General features: G+C 53.1%; 34 protein-coding genes. 3 read left to right on the forward strand and 31 right to left on the reverse strand.

The genetic code is table 11. The features are described 5' to 3' along the window. Window positions 1–5: 5 nt before the first annotated feature. The 20 genes from EA14781_RS01340 to EA14781_RS01430 all read right to left on the reverse strand — a co-directional run bounded on the left by EA14781_RS01340 (window position 6) and on the right by EA14781_RS01430 (window position 15798). Window positions 6–1064: a hypothetical protein gene (locus EA14781_RS01340; protein WP_001021519.1), complete on the reverse strand. Its 1059-nt coding sequence runs from the start codon at window positions 1062–1064 to the stop codon at window positions 6–8. Between the two features lie 24 nt (window positions 1065–1088). Continuing rightward, window positions 1089–1946 (reverse strand): phage tail-collar fiber domain-containing protein, encoded by an 858-nt coding sequence (locus EA14781_RS01345; protein ID WP_001275089.1) that lies wholly within the window; start codon window positions 1944–1946, stop codon window positions 1089–1091. 6 nt (window positions 1947–1952) lie between these two features. Next, the gene (locus EA14781_RS01350; protein ID WP_000902865.1) at window positions 1953–2504 is read right to left on the reverse strand and encodes a tail fiber assembly protein; all 552 of its coding nucleotides are present in this window, start codon (window positions 2502–2504) and stop codon (window positions 1953–1955) included. A 2-nt stretch (window positions 2505–2506) separates the two neighbouring features. Then, complete coding sequence (locus EA14781_RS01355) at window positions 2507–4207, reverse strand: phage tail-collar fiber domain-containing protein (RefSeq protein WP_000104018.1); 1701 nt, start codon at window positions 4205–4207, stop codon at window positions 2507–2509. Further along, on the reverse strand, window positions 4204–4839 hold the full coding sequence (locus tag EA14781_RS01360) for a phage tail protein (protein WP_000775221.1): 636 nt from the start codon (window positions 4837–4839) through the stop codon (window positions 4204–4206). Before EA14781_RS01360 ends, EA14781_RS01355 begins: the two co-directional genes overlap by 4 nt. Further along, on the reverse strand, window positions 4836–6020 hold the full coding sequence (locus EA14781_RS01365; RefSeq protein WP_000606946.1) for a baseplate J/gp47 family protein: 1185 nt from the start codon (window positions 6018–6020) through the stop codon (window positions 4836–4838). Before EA14781_RS01365 ends, EA14781_RS01360 begins: the two co-directional genes overlap by 4 nt. Then, entirely contained in the window at window positions 6013–6363 is a 351-nt protein-coding gene (locus EA14781_RS01370; protein WP_000556623.1) for a DUF2590 family protein, read from the reverse strand. The genes EA14781_RS01365 and EA14781_RS01370 overlap by 8 nt, the downstream gene beginning before the upstream one ends. Continuing rightward, window positions 6353–8449: a phage tail tape measure protein gene (locus tag EA14781_RS01375; protein ID WP_000082776.1), complete on the reverse strand. Its 2097-nt coding sequence runs from the start codon at window positions 8447–8449 to the stop codon at window positions 6353–6355. Before EA14781_RS01375 ends, EA14781_RS01370 begins: the two co-directional genes overlap by 11 nt. After that, window positions 8449–8595: a DUF6890 family protein gene (locus EA14781_RS25140; protein WP_000906384.1), complete on the reverse strand. Its 147-nt coding sequence runs from the start codon at window positions 8593–8595 to the stop codon at window positions 8449–8451. Before EA14781_RS25140 ends, EA14781_RS01375 begins: the two co-directional genes overlap by 1 nt. A 41-nt stretch (window positions 8596–8636) precedes the next feature. Further along, the gene (locus EA14781_RS01380) at window positions 8637–8924 is read right to left on the reverse strand and encodes a putative phage tail assembly chaperone (protein ID WP_000998379.1); all 288 of its coding nucleotides are present in this window, start codon (window positions 8922–8924) and stop codon (window positions 8637–8639) included. 70 nt (window positions 8925–8994) lie between these two features. Further along, window positions 8995–9336 (reverse strand): M15 family metallopeptidase, encoded by a 342-nt coding sequence (locus EA14781_RS01385; RefSeq protein WP_000777015.1) that lies wholly within the window; start codon window positions 9334–9336, stop codon window positions 8995–8997. 109 nt (window positions 9337–9445) lie between these two features. Beyond that, the gene (locus EA14781_RS01390) at window positions 9446–9742 is read right to left on the reverse strand and encodes a phage holin family protein (protein ID WP_001155242.1); all 297 of its coding nucleotides are present in this window, start codon (window positions 9740–9742) and stop codon (window positions 9446–9448) included. Between the two features lie 3 nt (window positions 9743–9745). After that, the gene (locus tag EA14781_RS01395) at window positions 9746–10201 is read right to left on the reverse strand and encodes a phage protein (RefSeq protein ID WP_000213187.1); all 456 of its coding nucleotides are present in this window, start codon (window positions 10199–10201) and stop codon (window positions 9746–9748) included. Beyond that, window positions 10198–11346, reverse strand: a complete 1149-nt coding sequence (locus EA14781_RS01400; protein ID WP_000220195.1) for a DUF2586 domain-containing protein — start codon at window positions 11344–11346, stop codon at window positions 10198–10200. The genes EA14781_RS01395 and EA14781_RS01400 overlap by 4 nt, the downstream gene beginning before the upstream one ends. 19 nt (window positions 11347–11365) lie before the next feature. Beyond that, entirely contained in the window at window positions 11366–12079 is a 714-nt protein-coding gene (locus EA14781_RS01405; RefSeq protein ID WP_000197972.1) for a phage virion morphogenesis family protein, read from the reverse strand. Continuing rightward, the gene (locus tag EA14781_RS01410; protein ID WP_000192585.1) at window positions 12076–12549 is read right to left on the reverse strand and encodes a phage tail protein; all 474 of its coding nucleotides are present in this window, start codon (window positions 12547–12549) and stop codon (window positions 12076–12078) included. Before EA14781_RS01410 ends, EA14781_RS01405 begins: the two co-directional genes overlap by 4 nt. Window positions 12550–12558: 9 nt before the next feature. Beyond that, window positions 12559–13053, reverse strand: coding sequence for a head completion/stabilization protein (locus EA14781_RS01415; protein WP_000459494.1), 495 nt, complete (start codon window positions 13051–13053; stop codon window positions 12559–12561). A 98-nt stretch (window positions 13054–13151) separates the two neighbouring features. Continuing rightward, window positions 13152–13862, reverse strand: coding sequence for a phage terminase small subunit (gene gpM, locus EA14781_RS01420; protein WP_001142999.1), 711 nt, complete (start codon window positions 13860–13862; stop codon window positions 13152–13154). Window positions 13863–13879: 17 nt separating this feature from the next. After that, complete coding sequence (locus tag EA14781_RS01425; protein WP_001057495.1) at window positions 13880–14893, reverse strand: phage major capsid protein, P2 family; 1014 nt, start codon at window positions 14891–14893, stop codon at window positions 13880–13882. A 14-nt stretch (window positions 14894–14907) separates the two neighbouring features. Beyond that, entirely contained in the window at window positions 14908–15798 is an 891-nt protein-coding gene (locus EA14781_RS01430) for a GPO family capsid scaffolding protein (RefSeq protein ID WP_000040310.1), read from the reverse strand. 194 nt (window positions 15799–15992) lie between these two features. On the opposite strand from EA14781_RS01430, the gene EA14781_RS01435 reads away from it, so the two are divergent. The 3 genes from EA14781_RS01435 to EA14781_RS01445 all read left to right on the forward strand — a co-directional run bounded on the left by EA14781_RS01435 (window position 15993) and on the right by EA14781_RS01445 (window position 19130). After that, window positions 15993–17780: a terminase large subunit domain-containing protein gene (locus EA14781_RS01435; protein ID WP_000331668.1), complete on the forward strand. Its 1788-nt coding sequence runs from the start codon at window positions 15993–15995 to the stop codon at window positions 17778–17780. After that, the gene (locus EA14781_RS01440; RefSeq protein WP_000038258.1) at window positions 17773–18807 is read left to right on the forward strand and encodes a phage portal protein; all 1035 of its coding nucleotides are present in this window, start codon (window positions 17773–17775) and stop codon (window positions 18805–18807) included. Before EA14781_RS01435 ends, EA14781_RS01440 begins: the two co-directional genes overlap by 8 nt. A gap of 65 nt (window positions 18808–18872) precedes the next feature. Further along, window positions 18873–19130, forward strand: a complete 258-nt coding sequence (locus EA14781_RS01445) for an Ogr/Delta-like zinc finger protein (RefSeq protein WP_001254198.1) — start codon at window positions 18873–18875, stop codon at window positions 19128–19130. 68 nt (window positions 19131–19198) lie between these two features. Here the strand turns inward: EA14781_RS01445 and EA14781_RS01450 are convergent, their stop codons facing one another. The 11 genes from EA14781_RS01450 to EA14781_RS01500 form a co-directional block, all read right to left on the reverse strand. Next, window positions 19199–19558, reverse strand: coding sequence for an RrF2 family transcriptional regulator (locus tag EA14781_RS01450; protein WP_000974052.1), 360 nt, complete (start codon window positions 19556–19558; stop codon window positions 19199–19201). An 11-nt stretch (window positions 19559–19569) separates the two neighbouring features. Further along, a complete protein-coding gene (locus EA14781_RS01455) occupies window positions 19570–19857 on the reverse strand; it encodes a hypothetical protein (RefSeq protein WP_000104417.1) in 288 nt (95 codons plus the stop codon). A 14-nt stretch (window positions 19858–19871) separates the two neighbouring features. After that, a complete protein-coding gene (locus tag EA14781_RS01460) occupies window positions 19872–20186 on the reverse strand; it encodes a plasmid partitioning/stability family protein (RefSeq protein WP_000211287.1) in 315 nt (104 codons plus the stop codon). Window positions 20187–20190: 4 nt separating this feature from the next. After that, window positions 20191–21150 (reverse strand): plasmid segregation protein ParM, encoded by a 960-nt coding sequence (locus tag EA14781_RS01465; protein ID WP_000686521.1) that lies wholly within the window; start codon window positions 21148–21150, stop codon window positions 20191–20193. 76 nt (window positions 21151–21226) lie between these two features. Further along, window positions 21227–24049 carry a replication endonuclease gene (locus EA14781_RS01470; protein WP_000206323.1) on the reverse strand — a complete coding sequence of 941 codons (2823 nt, stop codon included), beginning with the start codon at window positions 24047–24049 and terminating at the stop codon, window positions 21227–21229. Window positions 24050–24055: 6 nt separating this feature from the next. Beyond that, window positions 24056–24421 carry a hypothetical protein gene (locus EA14781_RS01475; RefSeq protein ID WP_000599409.1) on the reverse strand — a complete coding sequence of 122 codons (366 nt, stop codon included), beginning with the start codon at window positions 24419–24421 and terminating at the stop codon, window positions 24056–24058. A 72-nt stretch (window positions 24422–24493) separates the two neighbouring features. Beyond that, window positions 24494–24724, reverse strand: a complete 231-nt coding sequence (locus tag EA14781_RS01480; RefSeq protein WP_000013452.1) for a derepression protein — start codon at window positions 24722–24724, stop codon at window positions 24494–24496. Between the two features lie 322 nt (window positions 24725–25046). Then, on the reverse strand, window positions 25047–25346 hold the full coding sequence (locus tag EA14781_RS01485) for a hypothetical protein (protein ID WP_001274214.1): 300 nt from the start codon (window positions 25344–25346) through the stop codon (window positions 25047–25049). Beyond that, complete coding sequence (locus tag EA14781_RS01490; protein WP_000217073.1) at window positions 25343–25588, reverse strand: MarR family transcriptional regulator; 246 nt, start codon at window positions 25586–25588, stop codon at window positions 25343–25345. The genes EA14781_RS01485 and EA14781_RS01490 overlap by 4 nt, the downstream gene beginning before the upstream one ends. Continuing rightward, window positions 25585–25788 carry a hypothetical protein gene (locus EA14781_RS01495; protein WP_000985681.1) on the reverse strand — a complete coding sequence of 68 codons (204 nt, stop codon included), beginning with the start codon at window positions 25786–25788 and terminating at the stop codon, window positions 25585–25587. The genes EA14781_RS01490 and EA14781_RS01495 overlap by 4 nt, the downstream gene beginning before the upstream one ends. After that, the gene (locus EA14781_RS01500) at window positions 25788–26117 is read right to left on the reverse strand and encodes a hypothetical protein (protein WP_000517253.1); all 330 of its coding nucleotides are present in this window, start codon (window positions 26115–26117) and stop codon (window positions 25788–25790) included. The genes EA14781_RS01495 and EA14781_RS01500 overlap by 1 nt, the downstream gene beginning before the upstream one ends. Window positions 26118–26120 lie beyond the last annotated feature (3 nt).

Here is a 26120-nt window from a genome sequence, read left to right on the forward strand (position 1 = left end):
CGCGGTTACTGTCGGGAGGTTGTGGGTTGGTTATATAACTCCGTTGCAAAAATTATCTCTCCTTCAGTAAATGGGATATCTCCGTCAGGCTGTGTCGTAAAACTCTGTGAGACAGTCGTCCAGCTGTTTGTGTCAGCCTGCACGTCATTCTCTGTAACTGTTTCTCCTTCATGGCTTCCGCTTTTTACACTCCAGGCCAGGCAGTTATTGGGGGCGTCCGCACTGCGATAAGTGACAGCCGCCATAACTGCGACCAGATCGCCATTGCTGTTATCTACCGCACCAAACGTAACCTGTGCCGCCTCCGGGGACGGTGAGAGCATCAGGTATCCGGCATCACTGTCAGAGGTGTTCAGTCCCGTGACGATATCTTTATCCAGCGAGTTTTTCGCACTCCCCCCGGTAAATGCGGTTACCGGGCTGTATCTGACCTCAATAGCCCCAAGCAGGGCGGGTTCCGCGCTGTTATTTTTTCCGTATGCCACTGTTCCACAGTACATATCACCCAGCATTAACGTGCCGGATGCACCCGATGAAAAAATATTGTCACCACTACCAATACTCACCTGAATTTTGTCAGTCCGGTCATCTGATACATAAAACGATGTATTTCCAGCTAATGAGCGGTTGCAGTACAGACTGGCTGAGACATAGCCGTTTTCGTTTCGCGTTGCGAAAATTTCATAGTAATAACTGGCTGCTTCATCAGGATACGGGGTTGTAAATGAATAGCCATTAATCCTGATGTGGGATGGCGAAGATGAATATTTCTTTCCCGCACTTAATGTCAGACGAAATCCCAGCTGTACAGCTGAGGTCTTTAAGTCCGGGAGTGTGCTGTACAGTGTGACATATGAGGGTGTCGTAAAAATCAGCCCCGTTCTTTCTACAGTATTTACGGCCTGAGTGCCACGACAGACGGATGTTACAGAACCGGACATATCATTGATAAGCGTGACACCGTTTTCGTTCAGTGCTGAAATAATATTTGTTGAATAATAGTTCTCGCACAATCCCTCATTCGCCGGAATTTGTCGGAACCCTTCCAGATTAATAATATTCAAAATATTCCCCTTATTTAGTTTCTATTAAGCAGCAGATAAAACCGCAAACTGCAGTACTGCCCGAGCTACTGTCAGTGGCTCATTGGTTTGATATGCTGGTACAAATAAGCCCCTGTTAACTGTTACCGGCTCGCTCATCAGACGTCCGGTTTGTAATTGTATGTTGTTAATGGTTATCGGTTCGTGGATGGTGCGCCCTGACTGAACAAATTTTCTATTAATTGTTAAAGGCCCCCTTGTCTGTTCCCCGGACTGAAGCAGTACTCTGCTGATTTGCAAAGCGGGCTTTGGTGTTTCCGGTGGGAGGGCAGGTTTTTCCTGAGGAGCCATTGCCTCAGCTATCAACATTCGTACAAATCTGGCATTAACAATCTCAAGACCCGCTGCATCATTTGGTGGTGTTGGAGTGGTTGGCGCTCCGGAAAACGACGGGCTTTCCAGAGGAGCCTTGTTATTTAATTCAGAAAAAAAATCTACCTGCCAGCTTTGTGGCGGAGTAGTAATATGAGCGATTTGTGGCAGTCCGCTAAAAATGATGGCGAAATTCCGGATGATAGTTTCTCCTGTGTGTTTATGTCGAACAGGACCACTTATAACTCCGCACAATGTGTTACTGGCTTGATGAACCAGGCAAATCCAGTCGTAGTTGAAATTTTCGTTATCAGCAACAATGGCACTACACACAATGCTGTTTTGATCCAGTTTTCCATAATGTAGGTTATTTACCCTGTGCGTGATTTTTTCAGGAGGAATAATCGTATCATCTCTGGAAGGCTCTCTCTCCATCAGTGCAAAAACAATAGCGTCAGGGCGTGCCGGTAAATTACTGGCGGTGCATTCAGCAACCCATTTCTCAAATGCTTTCGTCAACAGTGCGCTCATTACTTCTTAATTCTCGCTAATGTTCTGCGGTAATTCTGGCCATACAATCGCGGCATACGATGCTTTATCTGTAACCTGGCTGAATGTCATCTCCCGTAACGTTTTTGTATAAATACGGCAGGCTTTCAGTTTTTCCCTGTCTTCGTCGCTGATTAATCCCAGCAGCAGGTCTTTTTCCCATTCGCTGGTCATGATGCTGACCTGTTTTAACAGTGCATCACGCTCATCTTCCGCTTTAAGTTTGTAGTCGAAGATAAAATTGCCATCGCGGTAAAACCAGTAACCAGGCACGGTAATACGGCGATTAGCGGTAATATCCGGAACTTCAATAACACTGGCATTACGGGGTTCAATGCCTGTCACATCCTTACCGACCCACACCACGCGCCCGTCCCCGGTGTAAACCATTTTTATTGTGTCGCTGGCAAAGTTCTTCTGTTCTTCATGCCAGTTTTTGTCGTCTTCCGAAAAAAGCCAGGTGACACCATATTGTTTTGTCATCTGATATTGTTCTGCGGTTTTCGGATTGCCCGCAGTAATATTTTTTAAATGCAACATTGTTAAACACTCGTCACGTTATACCAGGTGCCGTTAATCAGTTTCTGAAGCGGTCGGTAATACACGCCGCCGATGTTATCTGCCGAATTACTTCCGGTTTCCTGCACATTAATACCAGATAATCCATGGCCTGAAGGTGAGCGAAATGTCCAGGATATCTGGTTACCTCCCGGGTTGTAATACATTTCGGAACCATAACGCACATCCTGCACGCCGCCTGTTTTGGTCTGGTAACGGGCATCAAAGTTTCCGTAGTCTGACGGTGTTACCCGCCCGGTAACGTTTACAGGTTTATTGCTCTGAATGCTGCCACTCTGAAAACGCAACACATGCACGCTATTGGCATAAACATCCAGCAGGCCATCACCATTCTGTTTCAGGCCGGTATCGTTATCCCCGAAAGCAATTGAGTTTCCGCCCAGCGCGTTCTGAACGCCGATACCCAGCGCACCATTCACCTGAGAGCCGCCACCAACAGACACTTTATGCGACATGGATATTTCACCCGTCCGCAGATTAATAGTGAACGGACGCAGGGGACCAATATCGCCATTTTCGCCCTGATTTTCCCGGGTGGGAATAAGATGCAGGCACTCTTCAGAGCGACGAAAAATCAGGCCAAAAGCTTCGTTGAAAATCCTCAGTGCATTAACACCACGGACTTTCAGCTCCCCGGTCATGGTGTCGCCGTCGCGCTCAACAGCGTCTTTTGCTTTATCCATTGCAGCTTTTACTGCCTTTGATGTGGCGGCGCGGTCTTCTGCGTCGCTGTCGGTGGAGTTGCTGTACTGCGCAAAGCCTTTCTCCTTCAGTGTTGCATCCGGATGATGGCGGGATTTTTCGTGCTCTGCCAGTGCATTGCTCTGTTCCTCGTCGGGTGTCTCCGGGCGCAGGTCCTGTGGGCCGTCTCCTGTCATTTTTGCAAGTGGCGCGACAAAGTGTCGGAAGCCGTTACCGTCTGTATAAGACGCATGTTCCTGGCGGGCGCAGAACGTAAAAACGGTATTCCATTCGCCGGTAACAAATCCCTGCCAGCTTGCATCAATCCAGAGGGTATCCCCGACCGCAGCCGGCAGGCTGTAAGGTTTGCGCAGACTGACGCGCAGACCTCCCACATAACCCACGCCGGCGGCAACAGTAGCGGTACCATCCTGATAGCTGACCTGAAAACCATCCCCCAGAAAAGCGGCTTCACCGTAGTGATCAAACGCCAGCAGCCGGCGGGCCTCATCCATTCCTGCAAGGCGCGCAGTGAAATCAATCTGCCAGACATCGGCGCTGACATCGATATGCATTGCTGCGGCCGCGCCGTCAAACTCCATGGAAAATGTGCGGATCAGGTTGTTTCCCTGCACGCCGTTCGCTGTTTTAATTTTTTGCTGACGAGGTGTGTGTGCAATCATGCAGAGCACGCCGCTTTCTTCGTTCAGCAGACCGATCCAGTTGTATTCGAAGTCGCCGACTGTCGTGTCCAGAATGATGGAAAACGCGGTCGCGTTCGGCGACAGGAGGCCGTACTGGGTGACCGGCGCACGATACTGAATCATGGATTCATCAGGGAGTATCTCATCGCGGGGGATCTCTGCGGATTCATCCTGTCCCGGAATATATCCAAAAACAAATGTATCCGGGCGCGCAGGTTTTCCACTGATGAGCTGATTCGCACACCAGTGTTCGTACTGTTCAGTAATAATTGTGCTCATGCTTCGTCTGCCTGTAATGTGTAATGCTCCACGGACAGGCCGTAATGTCCTGCCTGTAGCGAAGCGGTTAACCAGATGGTGTCCTTTCTCACCGTTGCTTCTGCTGTGTGATACCTGTAATGACCATCAAATGTGCCGGCTGTCAGCCGGGCAGTGGTTGTATTGATTACCTGAAAGAAATAGCGCCTGCAGGTACGACCATACTGGCGCACGAGCTGCATCATCAGCGCGTTGTTTTCACTTAACTGGGTGTCATTAATGCGCAGTAAAATAACGTCCCAGTCATGCTGCAGTTGCCGTTCCAGTGTTTTAACGTCTCCCACGCCAAGACGCTTAAAGATGCGTTCGAAGCCGGCGCGTTCGCCAGAGTCCTGAGCGTTAATAAACGCGTGTTTCACTCTTAAGCGAAATAACGAAACCGGCTCACCTTTAAATCGGGTGATATTGCGCTGATAAGCCAGCAGGTTAAGTAAAGGCTCTGCGCAGGTGTCGACATCAATCTGCTGTAGTGGCCACGTCAGCCAGCTGTATACCTTTTCCCAGTAGCGATGCGATGAATGTGCCAGCGTTAACGGCTCGCCTTTATTCATCCAGGTGGGGAGCGGGAATTCAGGGATCTCCGGAAGTTTCACGCGCTCACCTCCACAGTAAGGGATTCCAGACGAGGAACAGCCAGATCACTGAGAATATCCGGAAGAGAAAATGTAACCGACTCCACCTGCGGAAATACCTGGTGGATCTCTTCGCCCAGTCTGGACATGCTGAAACGGCTGTACGGCCATGTTTTCTGAACGTCATAATCGCTGTTTTCTCGAAATGCACAGCGAACCAGATTTTCCACATTGCGCAATAACGTCTGAATTTCCTCATCGCTGAGGTTCAGTGTTGCATATAACCAGAGTGTCACGGTCAGGGTGTGGCGTGTTTCAGGCATGGAAAAACAGCGCAGATCATCACCGTGTCCGTGATGACCTTCATCGTTAATGAATGCGTTTACGGCATCAACGAACGGTTCGGATGCGATGCCGGTATCCAGCAGAATGTAAGCGTTTGCTGTTCCGGGGCCGCGTGGTGCGTCATGCAGAAAATAGATGCGGTCGGCACTGATGCCGGCAACGCCGGCAATTAATCCCCGGTAAACAGCATCTGTGTGATAAGCGCCGGCAAGATTAAACTGATTGCGAACACGATCACGCAGCTCGTCATCGCTTTCTTCGTTGGCACCCGGTGTGGTCAGCCAGTTTTCATCGTTCTCAACGCCGGCAATACCATCAATCGCCACCGGAAGGATGCGGTAATATCCCGGCGCAAGATTAAAGCCGGCTCCGGCCTGTTCCGCAGAAACATCGATGTTCATGCTGAGTGTTCCTGCCGGAATAACGGTATCCCTGACAACGGTCAGCGTATAAATCACGCCGTTAATGCGTTCTGTCTGAATCTGCGTACCGGCCGGCACGGTAACTGCGCGATCAATGTCGTTCTTGGTGAAACGAATCACGCCGGCTGCGTGCGTGGCGGCCTTGCGTTGCAGGTTTACCGCCCAGGCAAAAACATCAACGAATACACCGCTGGCATCGGCCAGAAACAGGTTTTTCATCACCACATTAACCAGCGCATCTTTCAGCCACATCACGGGTTTTGTGGTGATGGCTGTAATCAGTCGCCAGAACGGCGACATGCGGGATGTGTTGGTGATAAGCCCTTCGTCTTTGATAATGGCTTCAAATTCAGCGCGTGCCTGTTCTTCGGTTACCGGCATGCCGTTATCAGCCAGAATGCGCTCGTAATCTGCGGTGGGTTTGCCGTTAATCATCAAGAGATACCGTAAAAGTCAGGGGTTCAAAAAAATCTTCGGTGTGGGCGCTAATCAGCAGGCGACCAGAAAGCGGGGTTTCTTCTGTCACACTGACCGTGCCGGGTGTGATGCGCTCATCATCTTCAATCAGCAGTGTCATCTGCATCATGATGTCGGCACGAAGTGTCGGGCTTTTTTCAGCCAGCAGGCGCGTTGCCAGTCCGCTCTCAATGATGGCGTGCTGGCAGTCCTGGGCAATACTTTCCCTGTTGTTGCATAACACCGGCTCACTGGCGCTGTTCAGCGTGAGATTGCGGCCGGTGATGAGCAAATCAATGTAAAGCGGTTTATCAGTATGCATGCAGCTCCATCCACTCGTTAAGACGGGCAGGGGATGGATCCTGCACATTGACGTTAACCACACGACGGGAGTTGTCGATGGTGGTCTGGTTTTCGCTGTTGTTCTGCATCTCTGCCGCAATGCCGCCCGGTCCCGCACTGATGGCTTTGCCGCCGGTTAATACGGAGCCTTCGCCACTTCCTGTGCTTTCCGGTGTGTCGATATTGACGCCGGGGATCATGTTGAGCTTGCCTACAATCCAGCCCCATGAATCACTGAAGGACTGTTTCACCAGTTCCCAGAGGTTACTGAAAATATTCAGGATGCCGCCCGCGAGATCCTTCAGGGCATCCAGTGGTGAATGCGTGGAAAAATAGTTAACCAGTGCATTCCAGCCGTCCTGGATTGTGTTCCATGCATTGCCGAACCATGCCCCCATACTGCCGACCATTTCAGCCACCCACTGAAAGGCGGCAGTATCCATCAGCGCGACTTTAATCTCATCCCAGCGGGTGATCAGGAAATAAATGCCCACGCCCAGCGCAGCCAGTGCCAGGATGATTAATGTGATGGGGCTGAAAAGTAACTGTGTTGCAATTGCAGCTCCGCTGGTGACTGCGGTGTAGATTTTCATTGCTATGCCGGCGGCACCCAGCGCAACAGAATAAAGCCAGAGTCCGGCGCGCTGTAATTTCAGCAGCGCCAGCTGAATTTTTGCTTTGACGTTGTATGTTCCCATAGCAATGGACATGGCCAGATACAACGCCCTGACCGTTCGGGCAACTACAGTGAATGCCCACATGGTAGCCGTCAGTGTGCGTTTCAGCAGAATGAGAATCTTCAGGGGTGCAACTGCTGCCAGCCAGACCAGCCGCAGTCCTGTCCAGACAAACTTCGCCACACCCACCATAATGTTGACAACGGCACCCACTGCGGCAATGCCCAGCAGGGCGGCAGACAGTAAACCAATAGCCCGTGTGATATTGGGATACAGACGTAACCAGGCAACAAAGGATTTACCGCCTTCGTTGCTTTTCTGGATAAACGGGTACAGAACAGGCAGCAACTGCGTGCCGATTTCGATGCGAATGCCGTTAATAATTGCGGCGGCCTGTTCCCATGGATCAGCCATGGCCTGCGCCATTTCGACAGCCTTATCCATACCTTTGATATTGCCCAGCGTGGCGATATTCTTTTCAAGTCCGCCAATGTCCGCATTGAGTAATTTAATCATGGCCACAGCTTCATCGGAGCCAAAGGCGCTTTTCAGCAAATCGGAATCAGCCACTTTTGACAGATCACCAAATTTACCCCTGATAAGTTTCATGATCTCGACAACACTTTTCATCGTGCCGTCTTTATTCACGAAATTAAGCCCCAGCTTTTTCTGGGCGCTGCCTACTGCGGCAAGAAATGCCTTGTATTTTGTCCCGGCCTCGCTGCCACTCATGGTGGCCTGTAGTTGTCCCAGCACGGCGAACTGTTCAGCCGCATCGATACCGGCCGCTTTTGCACTGGCACCCAGCGTGGTGAACGCTGCTGACATGTTATCGCCGGTTGTTTTAAACATTTGCACGGCGGTGGCGGTTTGCCCGGCGACCTGCTCCACCCATTTGCTTTTTCCCATGGCATCAGCCTGGTCTTTAAAGATGCCGTACATGGTGCCCATGTAGGCGGTAATGGTCTGGCTGCTGGATTTGGTTGCTGCTGCCACCGTTGCTGATGCGGTGGTGAAGCGCGACAGCTCATCGTCAGTTAACCCGGCAATGGCTGACTGGATGTCGTAAGAAGCACGCACAAAATCCTGCGCAGCCCCGCCGTATTCCATAGTGAAATCAACGGCGGCGCGGCTGAGTTTACGCAATCCGGACTCTGCGACGCCCAGTGATTTCACCTCACCGAGCGCCCTGTCCATTTCAATGGCTGGCATCAGTGCCCCCTGAATGGCTGCACCCACTCCCCAGAGCGCAGCGCCTCCGGTAGCAATGTCCCGAAAGGCTCCCCGACTTGTTGCAGCAAATCCCTGAACCTGTCGCCCGGCTGCACGCAACGGCCTTGTCAGGCGGTCTGTCAGTTCAAGAAGTAATTCAAGGCGCTGTTGTGACATTACGATCCCTTAAAAGCACGGATAATGCCGTTATTGACGGCGATGCTCATATTTTCCCAGTAGTGGTTATCCAGCCAGACGGCGGCAGCCAGTGACTGCGGCGAGTCATCCTCGCCGGGCAGCCAGTGGCGGCGCAGGATCAGCATCCGGGTAAGGTCATTGCGATCAATGGCCCCCAGATGGCTTTTTATTTTTTTACGGTGATTTCCACTTCCGGCACAAACTCGTTATTCACGGCTGTTGCCAGGCTGGCCGGCATTCCTGGTTTTTCCAGCAACTGGTTAAGCAGATCGCGGTGCTCTTTAATCACGATACGGCGCAGGTAGTTTTTCAGCGGCGCGATTTTGTTATCCGGCATGAAGTCGTTCTGCAGGTCGTTGTAGGCTTTTACGGTCGGGATAAACGTCAGTTCATGCTCGCCGACCTGTAAAGTGATGGTGTTCTCTGCGGTAGTCTGGGTGTTTTTATCGTTCATCATCATTTCCTTTTAAAGTCAAGAATAAGAGGGCTTAATAAGCCTGCAGGAAGGCTTATTAAGCGTAAAATCAGCGCACGCCGTCGTGCTCAAGGCTGAAATGATTGCCATCCGGGCGTTTTTTAAAACGACCGCCCCATGCGCCACCAAGAGACTCCCAGTACTCGCCCAGCTCGCGGTAGGCCTCTGTGCGGGTCTGATATTCACCGTTAATAAACAGGTTAAAATCCACGGCCAGCCGCTGGCAGTGCAGGCTGTTGGCAATGCCGGATCCCTTTTGTGCGTTGAGTTTTGCCTGTTCTGGCGTGCGGTACGCCTCACCGAACGTCAGGCCATAACCGCGCTGATGGGCAAACTCGATGAGTTTTCCGATCATGACGGTAAATTGTTGTTGCTTATCGGAGAGTTTCATTTTTGCTCCTTATGAGGTTGCTGAGGTTTGCGCAGCCAGCGCCACAACGCCCGGATAATTTTCCATGCAATGGCGGCAGCTTTTTGTTCCCTGCGGGACAGCATTGCTGTTACTCCTCTTTGTTCTCTTTCTCGCCCAGCTTCCGGCGCATATGACGCAGGAAGATTTCCACAACCTGGTAACCGGCAACGCCCATTGCAGTGCCTGCGCCGGCAATGGCCAGTGGGTCAAGGTTCGGGTAACGAACCAGCAGGGCGGCGGCAGAAACACCCAGCGCGCTCCCCAGCAGGGTTCGACCCACAAACAACCGCAACGTAATCGGCTCTGCGCCAGCCAGCACCCGACTTGCGGCAGCGATTCCGCCCAGAATGCCCAGGGTGATAATGGTGCGCTCATGCTCCTGCATGGTTCACCCCATCAGTCCGCGCACGTCGTTCTCTGAGAGAACGGGCACGCCGTTGATACGCACAAAGTCAGGGCTTGCCACCACGTACTTGATTTTGTGCGTGGTCAGATCTGCGCTCTCGGTGTCAATGCTTAACAGGCCGGAAAGCATCAGCTCGCAACCGAAGGCTTCGACGCGGATTTCTTCAGTGCCCGTGTTGGCGTAAAACACAAAATCCATTGGCGGCAGATCGCGCCACGATCCCGCCTGAGCAGCTACTTCCCCGAGCTGGTTAAAGCTGCGGGTACTCATTTCGATTTCACCTTCGGCACTGACAGGTCCACGCAGTTTACCGTCAGGGATGCCACGGGTTTTGGCAACGGCGCTTTCATCGCTGATGTCCAGTGAGATGCTTTTCACATGGATATCCGTTCCACCGATAAAGGTGTCAAACGCCATGCCGTTAATGCGGGTCGTCATGCGTTTTCCTCCAGAGATTTATCCAGCTGAATGCCCACTTTGATGGTTTTAGGGCAGGCGTAAGGGCGGACAACAATGCTGATGCTGACCGTCTTTTCGTCCTGCCAGGTGATAACCACGTCGCCTTTCTTGGGCGATTTCACTTCGCCCGGAAACGTGATGCCGTTAATCTGCGTGGATTTCGCCATGGCACGCAGTGGGCGGGCAAACAGCGTTTCATGTGCGGCAATGCTGCCCGGCGTGCTGTTCAGCGAGCGATCTGCAATCTTGGGGATGGCCATCAGCCGCACGCGGCGCGCCACCTTATCAGCAATGCGGACATGCTCAATGACGTTGAAGTCCCCGCCTTCCACCTCAAGTGTTACACCGTCAGCCCAGTAAAGACCCTCATAGTCGGCATACCACATGGGCACGCTGTAGCGGGCGGTTGCCAGTGCCTGCAGGGTGTCGAGATCAATTGCCTGCCCTGCGCTGTCTTTCGGGCGCTCTGTGGTTTTCAGTGCGGACAGCGCCCCGGTTGCCACACGTGCCGGGCTGTCAGCAATGGTGACGGCGCTGTTACACAGACGACCGGCAAGAACGCCCGGTTCAAATCCAAAAATCTCCGGAACCAGCATGACCTGCGGGGCTGCAATGCCTTTCTGTAGCGTGGTCAGCTCGGCAACGTATTCCGCCCAGGTTTTACTGTTGTCGTTGGCGGCGATAGTCAGGATGAACCAGATGCGGCGCTGATATTTATTGATGATGGTCTGACGTAACGCCTGTATGGCGTTGATGTCATCCTTCGTGCTGACCGGTTCGGTGATCACCACGCCTTCAACTGAAACAGTTTCCTGAGCCGCCAGTATGGCGTTCTGCCATGCCTGGCAGGCTGGCGTCGCTTCTTTGCCCTTGCCGGCTTCCGGCAGAACGGCAACATAGAAAAAGGCATTCTGTCCGGCATTGGTCAGTGCGGACTGAAGGAAGTTCTTCAGCGGGGTGGCTTTCGTTCCCAGTAGCTCGTCCAGATCACTGTTGGCATTAACCGGCAGAACCTTACCTTTGTTGTTTTGTGCATTGCCCACAAACAGCAGCGTATTTTCCACGCCGTCCGGTGAACTGCTGAATGTGTTGTACTGTTCAATCGTGACAGATGGCCATGTCATGGTTTGTCTCCTGATTTTGTTATCTCGTGCCGCCGTAATGCAGGCTGCGCAGCTGCGCTTCCAGAATGCGGGCAAATTCAGCATCGCTGGCTCCCAGAAATGCGCGGGAGGGGATTTTGATTTCCCATACACGTTTTTTCTGCTCGCCTTTCAGAATGCTGATCACCAGTCCGGCCTGCGCCATACTCATGTTTTCCATAATCCATTTCAGAGAAGGCTTTCTGCGTCCCCTGCGTCCGGTTTTTTTGCTGACTGCGCCGACGGGGGCGCGAAAGCCCAGAGAAAGAAGGCGTTCTGCCTGCCGTCGTGTGGCGGGACGGGTGCGCATGGCTTCGCTGTCCCGGCGTTTTGTGGCGCGGCCTTTGATGGTTGCGCCGTGCTGTTGCACCCACGCGACCGCCCCACCATGAGAGCCGGTGTTGTAATCCCCTTTTTTGAAGAAAAGGCGGACACTTTTCCCGCTGCCGTCAACCCTGATGGTCAGCAGTTTCGGCAGTCCCAGCAGCATTTTGTTTTTATACCTGCCGCTGGCTTTATCCGGTCTTTTTCGTGGTGCCCAGGCTGCCCCCTCCGGTGTTCGCTGTGCTTTCACATTGCGTCGTGCAGCCGGTATCAGGCCGTATTTCGCAATGCGAACCAGCAGCTTTCTGGCCTTTGCCGGCGGAAGTTCTGCCTCTCTGATGGCGCGACGAACCTGCCGGAGTTGTGACTCGTTAATCACTGGGCGCGTCATGGCATCACCTGACAGTGAAGCTGATGCGCCTGAGCCACCCAGATTTCAGGCTTTTCCAGCTGGTAACGTTTCCCGCCTCTGGGGATGGGGCCGTTTTCATCCTCAACCAGGGTGATGGGATCAACCAGCGGCAGACTGATTTCCAACCATGCAACTTCATTTTCATCATCCACTTCGACGTCAACGGCTGGCGCATCCGGTGCCAGGCGCTGGCGCAGGTCGCCGGCGTTGTCTGCCAGCCAGGCTTCAACCAGAGAAAACACCAAATCCGGATTGAGCTGACGATAGGGCCATGCGTCCCATCGCAGAAAAGCTGTATATTTTCGGACCTGCGTACATAACTGCCCGTGCCCCAGCGACTTCGTAAACGGAAGGAGCGTTATGTCATCCATGTCACTGGTGAACGGAATGCGTGCGCGTGCCGGCAGATTGTTTTCAATGAATGCCGTCAGGCTGGCGAGTTGCGTCATACCATTTCCTTAATCAATCAGCGCGATGGATGCACGCGGTCGGCCCAGCAGCGCCCGCACCGCCATTACCGCTTCAGCCAGCAACGTCCGGCGGCTCTCGCTGGCTTCTGATGAGGGCTGCGCCTCGCGTCGCCCCACGCTGGCAGATTCCGGCAAAAGATCAGCCTTTGCGCGTGCATACACAGCCTTGGTGTACAGTGCTGTAATGTGGTTCTGCATCTGTTCAGGTTGTGCATCCGTATTGCGCGGCTCTGGTTGCAACACGGTGTAACCCGGAATATCAGCGGCCCGGATGTAGCCCTGTTCCTGCCAGTATTCACGGCGTGCAGCCAGTTCAGTGTTAATCTCTGTTACCGCGCAAAGCAGCGCCGTCAGCACCGTTTCGTGTGACGTGACGGCGGGGATGCTGCGGCTCTTTTCAAAATCGCCGGCATCAATATCCGGCCAGAATCCATCGTTCTGAATAATGGCCTGCTGATAGTGAATGCTTTTCCCGTCAAACATGCTCACTCCGGGGAAAGGCGGGCTGACCGGTTTCCGCAGTGTGCTGATGGCTTTTGCCGGCACACCTCCACCGCGCCCGCCCGGTTGTTGGGAGTCGTTTACGTGCCCTGCAACGCGCGCAGTCTTGCGGCAATGCGCTGGCGCAGGGTTTTCACCTGAATTTTTGGATGCAGCCAGGCAGCCTGTTCCAGACACTGGTCGGCCTGTTGCAGTCTCTCCGGATCGTTAATTGCACTGGCCAGCGGTTTACCGTCATCGCCGCGCAGCAGCAGGACGCCTGCAAAGCGCCAGTAGCGGGCAGCAAGGCGTTCATTCACGCGCCATTTGTCACGGATTTTTTCAAACACCTGCTGAAAATATGGCGCGATACTGTTCCCGCGTTCAGCTTCGGTTTCTGCCCATTCAAGAATGAAATGGGCCACAAACGTTGGCAGCTCGCTTTTGAAGTTCTCCGGCGTCTTTTGCCCCTGCTCAATGGCAATGTCAGCCCACCGCAGCGCCATCTCAAACTGCCCGGTATCGAACAGCCAGATGATGCAGTACACCAGAATGGGATTCTGATAGACGCGTTCCCCCTCCAGATAAGCCTGTGCGTGTGGCAGCCAGCGGGGCAGCAGCGTGTTCCGTTTGAATTCCAGCTTGTCAGACAGCAGCTCCATGTTGTGCAGTTGTCTGATGTCGTTATCCAGTGCCAGCAGCTTAATGTGCTGACTCTCTGTGCTGATGGCGCTCCCGTCCGTTCTGGTCATGAGCGCCGCACGGCGCTCATCCATCTGTCGGGCACGTTGTCGCTGCATTGGCGTTGGCATACCGTGCGCTCCGTTTATCAGGCGATGGTGACCGCAGACTCATCTACGGCAGCATATAAATCCGGATCGCCCAGGGCGTACCCCTCGTAACGCCAGTATGAGTTTTCGAACTGTTTGCGATCGCCCACATCTTCTGCCTTGCGGCGGCGGGAGCCTTTCAGCGTCAGGATCTGCAGGTTTGGCAGCATGGTCACCACCATACGTTTGCCCGGCATAAACGGCGGAATGATGGCCTTGCGGCCTGCAATGTTCTTCGTCAGCAACTGTGCGGCCACTTTTTCGGTAGGCTTATCCTCTTTGTTGTAGAGGCGTAGTTCTTCAGCAGCCACAAGGTCTGCGCCGACCAGTACGGTAAGTCGTGGGTCGTTGTGATACTGTGCCGGGATGTAAGTGCGGATCAGGTCTGAGGCCATGGCATCAAGACCGACATAATCGCCGCCTTCGCCCAGGGTAACGGCGTCTGTCAGAATACGGGAGGTATTGCCGGGCTGTTCTCCCCACTTTTTGGCGATTTCATGCCAGCCGATGTTGACGTCTTCGCCGTTCGGGTGACTTTCCGGGTCAGAGTTTTCCGCTGCTGTTTTACCGTTAAAGCCAATGCGCAGCATATCCAGCGCAAAGTTGGTAACGGCGGCGGAGTTCATCAGGTTGAAAAATTCCTGCGGGCTGCCGGCATTCGCCCAGATGGCGAGTTGTTCCCAGGTGATCACGCAGCAGGAATCAGTTTCAACGAGTTTAAATTCGTTGCCTTTGATGCCCGAACCTTTAGCGAAACGACCGCTTTTCACGCGACCGGTGCGCAGTGTGGATTCGCCCACGGTGACGACCTGCCCCTGCGGGTGCGGAACGTCCATGCAGGTGATGAAACTCAGAAACTCCGTGCTTTCCAGCAGGGCTTTACGCAGAGCAATACTGCGTGGCTCGGTCAGCGAAAAGAAACGATCGCTTGATTTCCCGCAGTCACTGAATGTTTTTTGCAGTTCGCTGATGTACTGATTAACCAGCTTTTGTGCTTCTGGTGTCATGTTCATTGCGTTCTCTCCGGTTACACCAGGTTAAAAGTTTCGCCACCGGCCGGATTGTTGCCCGGCAGCTTCGTGGCGTCCTTGCTGAGTTCAGCAAATGCGGTTTCCATACTGGTAACCTTCTCCGCGATGGCGTTCACTGTGGAGAACAGCTTTTCGCCCTGCTCGGTGGTCAGCGTGAAGGTTTTGTCGTCCTTGTTGTTCTGTTCTGCGTTGTCCTGCCCCTGATCGCCGGTGCTGCCTTCCGGCTTGTTATCACTGGTATCTTTCGGGGCATCCTTCGCGCTGAACTGCGCGACGTTTTCTTCCAGTTTGTCCAGGCGTTCGCCGGTTTTGTTGATAGCGTCCATCAACTGGCCGAACTGTTTTTCGTTCATATCGTTTTCCTGTTTGTTGCGTCCCACGGAGAAAAGGCCGGAAAAGAAACTGCGTTTGGCCTGCTCGTCGTCAGACTGCAGCGTGAAATTCAGTTCTTCTGCATTCCCCATGTGAATGGAATCTCCCTGCGAAAATTGCAGGCGGGTGGTGTTGATGCTGGCCGGTGTGTCAGTCACAGCGATACCGGATACAAAGAATTTGCCTGTTCCCAGGTAGTTTTCCTTTACCTCTATGGAGGTGAAAAGTTTTTGTCCAGCCTCGTTGGCTTCGGTCAGAAAGCGGTTGGGTATCAGGCGGGCTTTCAGCTGCACTTTATCACCGACTTTTTCCGCCTTCAGTGCATCAACAAGACCATAGTTATTGGTGAAAGCACGCCAGCCGGCGCTGGCATGAAACGGCCAGAGCATGGCGGTGTGTTCGTCCGGGTTATAAACCTCGGCGGCATCCGTCAGCCACTTTGGATCAATTTCCCGACCGTCGATGGTGGGGCCTGAAGTGGCTACGACCACCCAGTCTGTTTTCAGTTTCGACATCTGAATTAACCCGCTGATAAAAATTAAACTGGCGTTATTTAACGGAGAAATAAAAATGTCGTCATCTGATTAATTTCCGGTACTTTCGGATATGCGTATATATCCGAAAAATACCGAAAAGCGATATTCGTTTTTAAAAAAGCCTTTGCTGAAAATGCATAAATTAAAATTGCATCAGCAGGTGAGGTTTATTTATGGCGTATTCTGATGAGGTGATTGCTGCTGCAAAATCGCTCTATCTGAAAAGGCACACACCAAAAGAAATACAAAAGAAACTCGGACTGAACAGCCCGCGAATTGTTTATTACTGGGCGACAAAGTTTGAGTGGTACACGCAGCTCAATACGGAAGGTGTGGAGGATGTTATCGCCCGGCGTCTCGCTGTACTGGCGGAGCGTGACCATAAAACGCCGGAAGAACACGATGAACTCGACCGCCTGATTGGTCATCACGTCAAACTAATGTCGGTCAGAAACAAGCACACGGAACGAATGGCTGAGATTGCGCGAATGGGAGTGGACATCCCCCAGCCGGGCCGTTATGGAAAAGAAGAACGCGGAGAAAAAGGTGCAGGTAAGAAAGAGCGTCCCCGCAAAACTAATGACGTTTCCGGACTGACTGCTGAAAGTTTTGAGCCGTTTACGAAGAAGTTGTTTGCTTATCAGTTGCGCCTGCGTGAAAACAAATTCCGCCGTGTACGCAACCTGCTTAAATCCCGTCAGATTGGGGCGACGTATTACTTCGCGTTTGAGGCGTTTGAAGATGCGGTATTAACCGGCGACACACAGATATTTTTATCGGCATCAAAACGTCAGGCCGAAGTGTTCCGTACTTATATTGTAAAAATTGCACAAACAGAGTTTGGCATTCCCATTAAAGGCAATCCGGTTAAGTTAAGTAATTTGGCTGAACTGTATTTTCTGGCGACCAACAGCAACACGGCACAGTCAAACAGCGGCCACCTGTACATTGACGAATACCTGTGGATCCCCGGTTTTCGCCGTCTCAATGAAGTGGCGTCAGGGATGGCCACCCATAAACACTGGCGCATTACCTATTTCTCCACGCCGTCATCCAAAACACACCAGGGTTATCCGTTCTGGTCTGGCGATGAATGGCGCAAAGGTGATCCGAAACGAAAAGGGGTTGAGTTTCCGTCCTTTGATGAACTGCGTGATGGCGGGCGCGAATGCCCGGACGGTCAGTGGCGCTATGTGGTTACGCTGGAAGATGCCATTGCCGGCGGCTTTAACCTTGCTGACATCAACGAGCTGCGCGAGCGATACAACGAAACAGCGTTCAATATGCTGTTTATGTGTGTGTTTGTGGATGACAAAGAGAGCGTCTTTAAATTCGATGACCTCGTGCGCTGTGGCGTTGATGTCAGTACGTGGGAGGATTTTCACCCGGAAGAACCCATGCCATTTGGTAACCGTGAGGTGTGGGGTGGCTTTGACCCTGCGCGCTCCGGCGATAACGCCACGTTTGTGGTGCTGGCACCGCCGCTGGTTTCGGCAGAACGATTCCGCGTGCTGGAAAAACACCACTGGCGCAGTATGTCATTCCAGTTTATGGCAGAGCGTATCCGCAGCATTAAGGCGCGCTATAACATGACATTTATCGGCATTGACGTCACCGGTCTTGGCTACGGTGTCTTTGAGCTGGTTCAGGGATTTGCCCGCCGTGAAACAGTGGCCATTCATTACAGCGTTGAATCCAAAAACCGCCTGGTGATGAAGATGCTGGATCTGATTTACGCCAACCGTATTGAGTGGGATGAAGAAGCCACAGATATTCCGGCATCGTTCCTGGCCATTCGTCAGGAGTCCACTAACAGTGGCAATAAAGTCACTTTCACCGCCGAACGTAGCGAAAAAACCGGGCACGCAGACATCTTCTTTGCCATAGCTCATGCCGCAAGTAATGAACCCCTGAACTATAAGCACAAGCGCAAATCAACATGGATCCTGTCAGATGAGTAAAAAGAAAAAATCCCCCGTGCTACACGATGGCGTGGCAAAAAAAACAGCCAGCAAAATGACGTTTATTGAATTTGGTGACCCGGAACCAGTCGCTGCATGGGGCTGTTATTACGGCTCGCTCTGGGATGGCTATAACGGCTGGTACACGCCGCCCATTGAGCGCATGGATCTCGCTATGTTGGCCAATATCGCACCGTATCACGGCGCGGTATTGCGTGCGCGCGTCAATATGATCATGCAGGGTTTTCGGGGGGGCGGTGGTATGACACACGCCGCCATGGCGGCAGCGGTGACCAATCTGCTGATATTCGGGGATATGGGTCTGCTTAAAGTGCGCAATGGCTTCGGTCTGGTAGTGCGCCTGCACACACTGCCGTCGCTGTACCTGCGGCGTAACAACGAGGGTGGCACGGTGATTGTGCAGGCGGCACTGGAAGATCTCGTTTACCCGCCAGGCGAAGTGGTGTTCGTGGCCATTTATGACCCGCAACAGCAGGTTTACGGTGTACCGGATTATATTCACGGGATGGAATCCGCCATGCTGAATGTGGATGCCACCCGCTTTCGCCGCAAGTATTACAAGAACGGCGCACATCTTGGTTATATCCTGTATTCCACTGACCCGGACATGGATCCCGAGCTCGAGGCGGAATTCCGTAAAAAGATAGAGGCGTCAAAAGGGGCGGGCAATTTTAAATCCATGTTTATCAATATACCGGGCGGAGACAAAGAAGGCGTTAAGGTGATCCCTATCGGGGATTCAGGTACAAAAGATGAGTTCCTGAATATAAAAACCATCAGTGCCCAGGATCAGCTCGTCGCGCACCGTTTCCCACCCGGACTTGCCGGCATCATTCCCGCAAATACGGCCGGGCTTGGTGACCCACTGAAATCCCGCGAGGCATATTACAGGGATGAGGTTATCCCGATGCGCCGCCTGATTATGGAGGGGATCAACAGCGACCCGGATATCAGACGACTGGGGGAGGTGAAATTTATTCTTGATTTTGATGAACCCATGGAGTGATGTGCGGTATGGGGAAAGAGCGGGTAAAATCGGTGGCAGTAAAACGCTGTTCCGGGAGGTGGAAAATGCGCAGACAGAAAGCGCGATGTCATTGCTGCGGTGCACATGCAGTGATTGAGAAAACAGCCTGGAAAACCGATCAGTTTGCTGATGTGTATTACCGTTGCACCCGTCTCGAGTGCGGACATACCTGGGTGATGAATCTGACCTACTCGCACACACTGGTGCCCAGCGGGCTGGAGAATGGTGTGTTAAAGCTGTTGATTGAGCGGATGCGTCCGGAAGAAAAACAAATGGCTCTGGAGTTGTTGCAGGCCGGATAGCTGACGCGCTTCGCTTGTCCAACCCGGAACGGGCGCACAAAGAATTTGCGCACCCGTTCCGGGTTTTCTTATTCAATGGCAGACAACTGATAATTTGTGTCTTCCTGCAGGCTGGTTAAAGAAATATTATCCAGTGCAGCCAGAATAACGTGCTGTGTATATAATCCGGAACATTTCATTGCCCGGACAATATCACCAACACTGTAATTTTCTTTTGTCGGGATATATCCACCACCCGGGCCGCGTGTGGCTTTTACCAGGCTACTTTCCCGTAAATATCTGAATATTTGCTCCAGATATGACAGTGAAACGGTTTCTTTGCTTAATTGCCGGAGTGAGATTGGCTTTCCGGTGTACTGTTTCACAAATTTAATCATTACCATAACTGCAACTGATGCACGCTGGCTTCCGGAATTATCTTTCATCATGATTACTTCCATTAATGGCATAAATTGATGGGGCGGGTCAGTGAATAAAGAGGCAATACATTCCATCCCTTAGAGCGCCAGCTGTCTGCAACATCTTTACTTCTTGTTATCGCCGGTATTCCAATAGGATTATTTGCGTGCATCCATGCCACTGGCTCTGCTTCCAGTGATGCAAGTGCGATTTCCAGTGCGATTAACATATTGTGATCGTCTTCATCAAGACCGAACGGGATGTCTTCGCGCCACGATTTAAACTCTGTGATTTTACGTTGTAACCATTCTTTGGTAATGGTGGACATAGTTACTCCTGTTTTCACTTCGGGAAAAACGCCTGAATATTCTTTTTCACCTGCTGCATATGGGGGGCGCTGTCTGCTGCTGGTTGCGCCGGTTTTTCAGGCTGTACTGGTAGCGGTGGCATCCGTATTTCGTCTTCTGACCATTCTGCCAGCGAATACGCCAACGCGGGGGTGCGTTTTATAAGAGCCAGTCCAGCCAGAAAAGCCGCGCGTTGTGCGCGGCTGCGTTCGGAGGCTGGCAGGCTGTCGAGGTAACTGCACGCCTCCCGTTCGCTCTTGACGACGGCGGGCTTCAGATAGAAACTTATCCGTCTGGTTGGTGTCGTCATTGATTTACTCCTTGTCCATTGCGTACAGCCCATTAACCAGAGCAAACTGTGGCACCCCGTCCGCGATGAAAGTCGCATTAACTCCGCAGGCTTCGCGGATAGCGGGTGCCACAATCTCCGCTCCTCCACCTACAACCATCACCCGCCCGTAACCCGAAAAAACCGCCAGCGCGCGGATCACGCGTTGTTTCAGTGTTTCCTCCTTTTCACGAATAACTGCCATCAGGCTGGCGTAATGCGCGTCATTGTGGATGTGCTGGCGCAGCCAGGCTTCATCGTGGCGATGTTCGATAATGGTATTGGCGATGTGGTGACTGGTGCGCATACCGTTGGTGGCCATCACCGACAGCACGGCATCGGCCATCAGAGAAACGCCTACGTGTGGATCGCAAAACACCTGGCTGATACCTGCCAGTTGCCCCTGAACCTTTGCCACATCCAGCGTGGTTCCGCCCAAATCCACAATCAGCAGGGATTCAAACGGACTCATGTCAGCCAGTGCCTTAAAACCAGCCGGAATGGATTCAGGCATAACCCGCACGTTACGGATAGTGAATGCCTCGCCGTTCTGGTACTCCACCGGGCGCATAACGTTCGCTTTTTTGCGGTTGATGTTGGCCATGTCCGGCTGTGCGTTTGTGTCGAAATACTCGCTCAGTGGCAGGGTAACAACCACATCCACTTCCTGTGGTGTGATGCCTGATTTGACCAGCGCGTGGTGAATGGCGATTACATTCACATCGCTGTACTGGTATTGCGTGTCGGTCGTCTGGACAAAGCGATCGCTGACCGGATCAAAACCATAGCGCACGCCATCAAGCATGTAGTTCGCGGGCTGCGTGCCACCGAACGGCGCAGACCATTCCGACTTGAAGCTGTTCGGGCTGATGGCGTTGCGGCGTTCGCCGTTCTCAGTCCATGCCAGCTTGATGTTGGTGGAGCCGTCGTCGATACAAATTTTCATGTCGCTTTTCCTTATGTTGATTAATTAATCGTTTACGGGATTTTTAAATCCCGTTTTCGCCTGTTTTGTGCGCGCTTCATATATCGCGGCGCGTTTTTTGCTCATTTACGGGATTTGTGAATCCCGTTTCTGTCTGTTTTTTGTTTCTACTGGTCAGGCCACCCCGCAGCAGGTCTGCTTTGCGGCGGGCGCGTTCAGTTGTTTCACTGATTCTCTGTGCGTGCTCTGCGTCACGGATGGCGCGCAGCATGTCAGAAAGCACGGTAACGGGGGTTTTCATGGTGTTCTGGTCCTGCTGAAGTGTGGATGCCAGACGTGCGGCGGCTTCGGGGTCTGATGCCCCCAGCTGTGCCAGATAGCTGGCGACCGGGTTATGGCGGATCTCCGTGCTGCTTACGCCGTGATTACGGCTCAGGTGCTGCCAGAGCTGCGTGATTCGGCTGTCCGGGCGGGTATCCGGTTTGCGTACAATTTCAAATCCCTGTGGTGCAATGATGCTGCCGTCAACGTACAGGCTGCCGCCCCGTAACAGGTGCTGCATCTGCTGTTCACCGATATGCAGGCCGAGAGATTCGGCAGATTCCCGCCATTCTTTAGCGAGTAATTCGTGGTTATCAGGCAAAGGCCGTGGCTGTTTGCGGCTCTGTGTCCAGTTCTGCATTTCATCACTGCTGTTTTTTGCCTGCTTGTCACGCAGCGAACGCATCAGAGCCCGGCGTTCGTGCCGTTTCAGTGAGCGCATCCATTCGTTCACTTCAACGCCGTCAGGGAGCTGCGGCCACGGTGCTGGCCGTTCTTTCGGCTGTTCTGTCCCGTTGTTGTCCGTTTCCTGTACACGGGGACAGTTATTGCCACGAGTCCAAGGGGCGGCAGGGCCGCCCTGAAGGTCAAAACCATTTTCGCGGGCGCTGTCTTCCGCTTCCGGTTTACGTCTTACCAGCTTCCAGTTATCCGGATGTGTGCACACACGGGAAGACTCCCCGATGAGTGGTGACCAGATCCCGTAAATCTGTACGCTCTGTTCGCCGTAATCGTTCAGCTCATCTGCGAGGTCGTAGGCGGTGCGAATCAGGTAGTCTTTGCGTGGAACAAGTACGCCGCCCTGTTTTTCAATGTAGGAGGCAAAACACCCGGCATCAGCGGCAGCGAGCACTGCATCCATTGCGTCATCCTTCAGCCGTTGCGGGCCTTCCGGGTTGCGTGCCATCTGGCTGGCAAGGCGGCGCAGTTCACGCCACACCTGACGGGAGGGGATGCCAAAGAACTGGAACTGGCGGACCCGGTGAAGGCGCGCCCAGCCGATGGCGCGCTCCACGCTCTCGGCCATTGATTTTCCGGTTTCGTGGTCAACGCGTGGCTTGCCCGTTTTCGGGTCGATACCATCCACGGCGCGGCTGTCCAGGTTCTTTCCGATGTAGGTGGCGATGTAGCTGGTTGGCGTGCCTTTTGAGCCGTCGACGTACTCCGCTTTAAAACGCGGAGTTATGTCATCGCCCAGCTCGTGGCGGTCTTCCTGAATGGCAATATCGCAGACGTGGGACACGATGGTTTCAATCTCGTCCGGATGTGCAAAGACCATCATATGCCAGTGCACAGTGCCGTCATGGTGAGGCTCCACCGTGCGGATGCCATACCAGCGAAGACCGTCGCGGTTCAGTTTTTTGCGGACCGCCGCAAAAAACGTGTTAACCAGGTAATCGCTGGAGTCGCGCATGGTGGCCCCGTTCCATTTGGGATTCGGATGACCGTTCTCCGTTGTTGCGTGGTATTTTGACGGGCAGGTGACAGTCAGAAACACCGCTCTGTCGCCACGGGCTTCGGCCAGAAGTTCCAGCCCCTTCATGGTGGCCATCATTTCTGCCTTACGGTGAACCGGGTTACTTACTCCCGCGTAATACACCGTCTCGAGATCAATCGTGAACCCGTCTTCATTTTCCAGCATGAAACTTTTCAGGAAATCGCGTGTTTTCTCGCGCTGTGCGCGAAACTCGCTTAATGCGTCCTGGCTCAGATAGGGCGATGTTTTTCTGGAAACCAGACAGGCGGCGCGGAGTTGTTCTTCTCTCCACTCGCAACGTAACAGCCACAGTTTGCGTTTCCACCATTCCGCACAGGTCAGGCGAAGGACTGCGCCCGGCAGCAGCTCCGTGTCCGGTTCGTTCCTCCGGTCTTTATCTGTTGTCAGTGCGTCATAATGTGGAGGCATGATGTGCAGGTGTAACGCCATGCGGGCCAGCATCTGATACGTCTTCAGCGTTACATCCATGGTCAGTTCGCCATCGGTCGCGCCAAAGCCATCGCAGAGTTTTTCGAAGGTGCTGCTGAACATCGCCGCCGTCATGGTGGCCAGCGTCTGTATCTGGTGTTTGTTGAGCTGCGGCAGGTAAAGCAAATCGTCCAGGCGTTCGCGTCCGGCAAGGGAGCGATAACCCGGTGTCAGCCAGCGTCCGTCAGTGCGATCCAGACGTTCGAATATTTTGCGCAGGGTTCCGCGTGCATAGCGTTCCGCCTGCCAGCTCTTTTTGCCTTTCCGGCGATCGGCTTCCTGTTTTTTGCGCAGGAAGGAGAGGTGGCGAATAAGCGGATCGCGCAGATAGGACGGCAGCAGGCGCAGCGAGGCCATGGCTTCATCCACCGCGCCGCGTGCCTGTTTTCTGGCGTCTCCTGCCAGTGTGATGGTTTTGTCCTGTTTTTCCTGTGCATCCAGGCTTTTATTAATCAGGTTGCCCAGCGGCGTGGCGGAGAACGCCGCATCAGCCTTTTCCTGTCGGCGCTCGTTCTCTGCCCGGTAGGCATCCAGCCAGGAGGAAAGCGCGGATTCAGGTGCGGGGATCCCCGTTCCTTCACGCCCCACTGCGTGGCGCGGTTGTTGCCAGTCCCTGATGTACTCTGTCGTCATACTGATTTACTGCGTCATACCGTTCAGGGTGTCACGGCAAACGGCAGCCAGCCGCTGAATTTCCAGCACGGTGTCTTCTGTGTCGGCATGGCGATGTGTGATGCGGATGCTGTCGGCAATCACATCGACGATTGCAGAGGATGGGCGCTGGTAAATGCCAATAACGGACGGAGTGCCACCTTCAATGCGGTAAAGCCTGTAATTTCCCTCGTGGCTGTCAATCATGTAGCGACCATCAATAACAATCTTTCCGTCAGCGAGCTGCGGTACAGGCAGGGATTTCAAGTACATGTCATAACGTTCACGCACGCGAACGGCAAGATCACGCTCTGTGTTGAGCAGGTATTCAAGAAAGTCGTTGGCGAGAATCATTGCGGCAATCCTCTTGTTACAGATGTGCGAAGGCCTCCCGCCGCAAGGTGCAGGAAAGGCCCGGAACAGGAATTAATGGAGTTTGTTTTGCTGCTGGATGAGCTGCTGAAGCTCGCGCAGATCATCCGCCAGATAACTGAAAACAGCGGATGAGTAGAGGTTTGAAAGTTCGCAGCTACGCTCATGCAGCATATTGATGTGCATGATTTTAGCGACGCGGAATGCGCGGGAAAGTCTGCGGTTGATTTCAGTCTGGATGTGACGACGCTCCGCGATAGCGCGGTGCTGTTTGCGGTTTGCCATGGTGTGGTCTCTGTAGTTGCAAGTTTTGAAAACTCACCATCCAGAGGTTGCAATTCTGGGTGGCGAGGCGTATGGGGTTGCAACCACCGGCAACTACAGAAACCGGCCCGACCGAAGTCGGCCCCATGCGCCCCACCATAATTCGTGTGCGAAAAAGACGTGGCGATACGGTACGCACAAAAAAACCGCTGGCGCGGTTGTGCGCTGTAGTTGTCAGCGGGGGTTGCAATCCCGGCACCCGTTTTATGGGGTGCAGCGGAAATGTAACCTGATTGATTGCGGCAGGGCAAGCGGTTTTTTTGTGTGTGCATGTTCTGGTTTCTTAGTGGTTCAGAAAAAAATCAAAAACCTTGTCAATGCGTTGCAGCAGCTCTTGCTGTATTGCTTCCGGCGTTTCCGGTTCGCCTGGCGCCTCCAACGTCGCGCAGAAATCCTCGATTTCATGACGGAGCGTCAGGCGAATGGCGAGAGGTGTGGTTCTGGCGTGCTCCAGCTCATCCAGCAGCGCCAGCACAGCAGACGGCGAGAGCATTGCGCGAAACGCCAGTAATTTTTGAGGCGTTGCCATTCGTTGCAGGTCAGTCGCCAGTTCGCGTAATTCCTTGTGGTTGATGGCGCTCATGCTCTGGCTTCCTTCAGTAGCTGGTTAAACATGTTGGTAAGTGGATTGCCGCACCCGAACGGCATCGGGTTTATCTGGTAAGAAAAGCGACCGCCTGTTTTGCGCTCTTTTCTTATGACTGAACCGCTGCGCCAGAGTCGGCGTAACTCCGCATTAATGGCTGTGGTTGGGGTATTCAGTGCTGCGGCGATTTCTCCACCGCTACACCCCGGATTGGCAGCGATATAATCCAGAACGGTCATCTGCGTGACTCCTGTACCTGTCGGATAAGGTTCACCCGCACCACATTCGTGGCGCAGAAGTAAGTGCCGTCAGTGAGATAGATGTGATGTGCATCCTTTTCTGAACGGTGTTTGTCGATTGTGGTAATCAGGCGTTCATCGACTTCGTATTCGCTCCCTCTGGAGGTGAAGCGAACGACGGTAAATTGCTTAATTGCCATTACATTTCCTTAACCTGGAAGGCCTGCACCATTTGGTGCAGGCGGTACATGGTGCGAAAACGCGGGCGGGTGCGACTGGTGTCAGTTTCGCGTCCGTTAACGCGGTTCAGCCAGCCGTAGCCGTACCAGCGATTGGCAATCCATACTTCAACGACGTTGTCGTTGTGATGAAAAATCGCGTTGTGCTCATTCGTTGCGACGAGAACGCCTTCATTCAGTAGCTGCTGTAGCTCTGCATCCCATGAAGGGTTGAATTGGTAGACATAAAAGCCACTTGCGCTTTTCAGAATGTGACTCATCAGAGTCATGCGGTATTTCAGTTTCCCCATAGC

The sequence above is a fragment of the Escherichia albertii NBRC 107761 = DSM 17582 genome (genome assembly GCF_000759775.1).
Classification (GTDB): domain Bacteria; phylum Pseudomonadota; class Gammaproteobacteria; order Enterobacterales; family Enterobacteriaceae; genus Escherichia; species Escherichia albertii.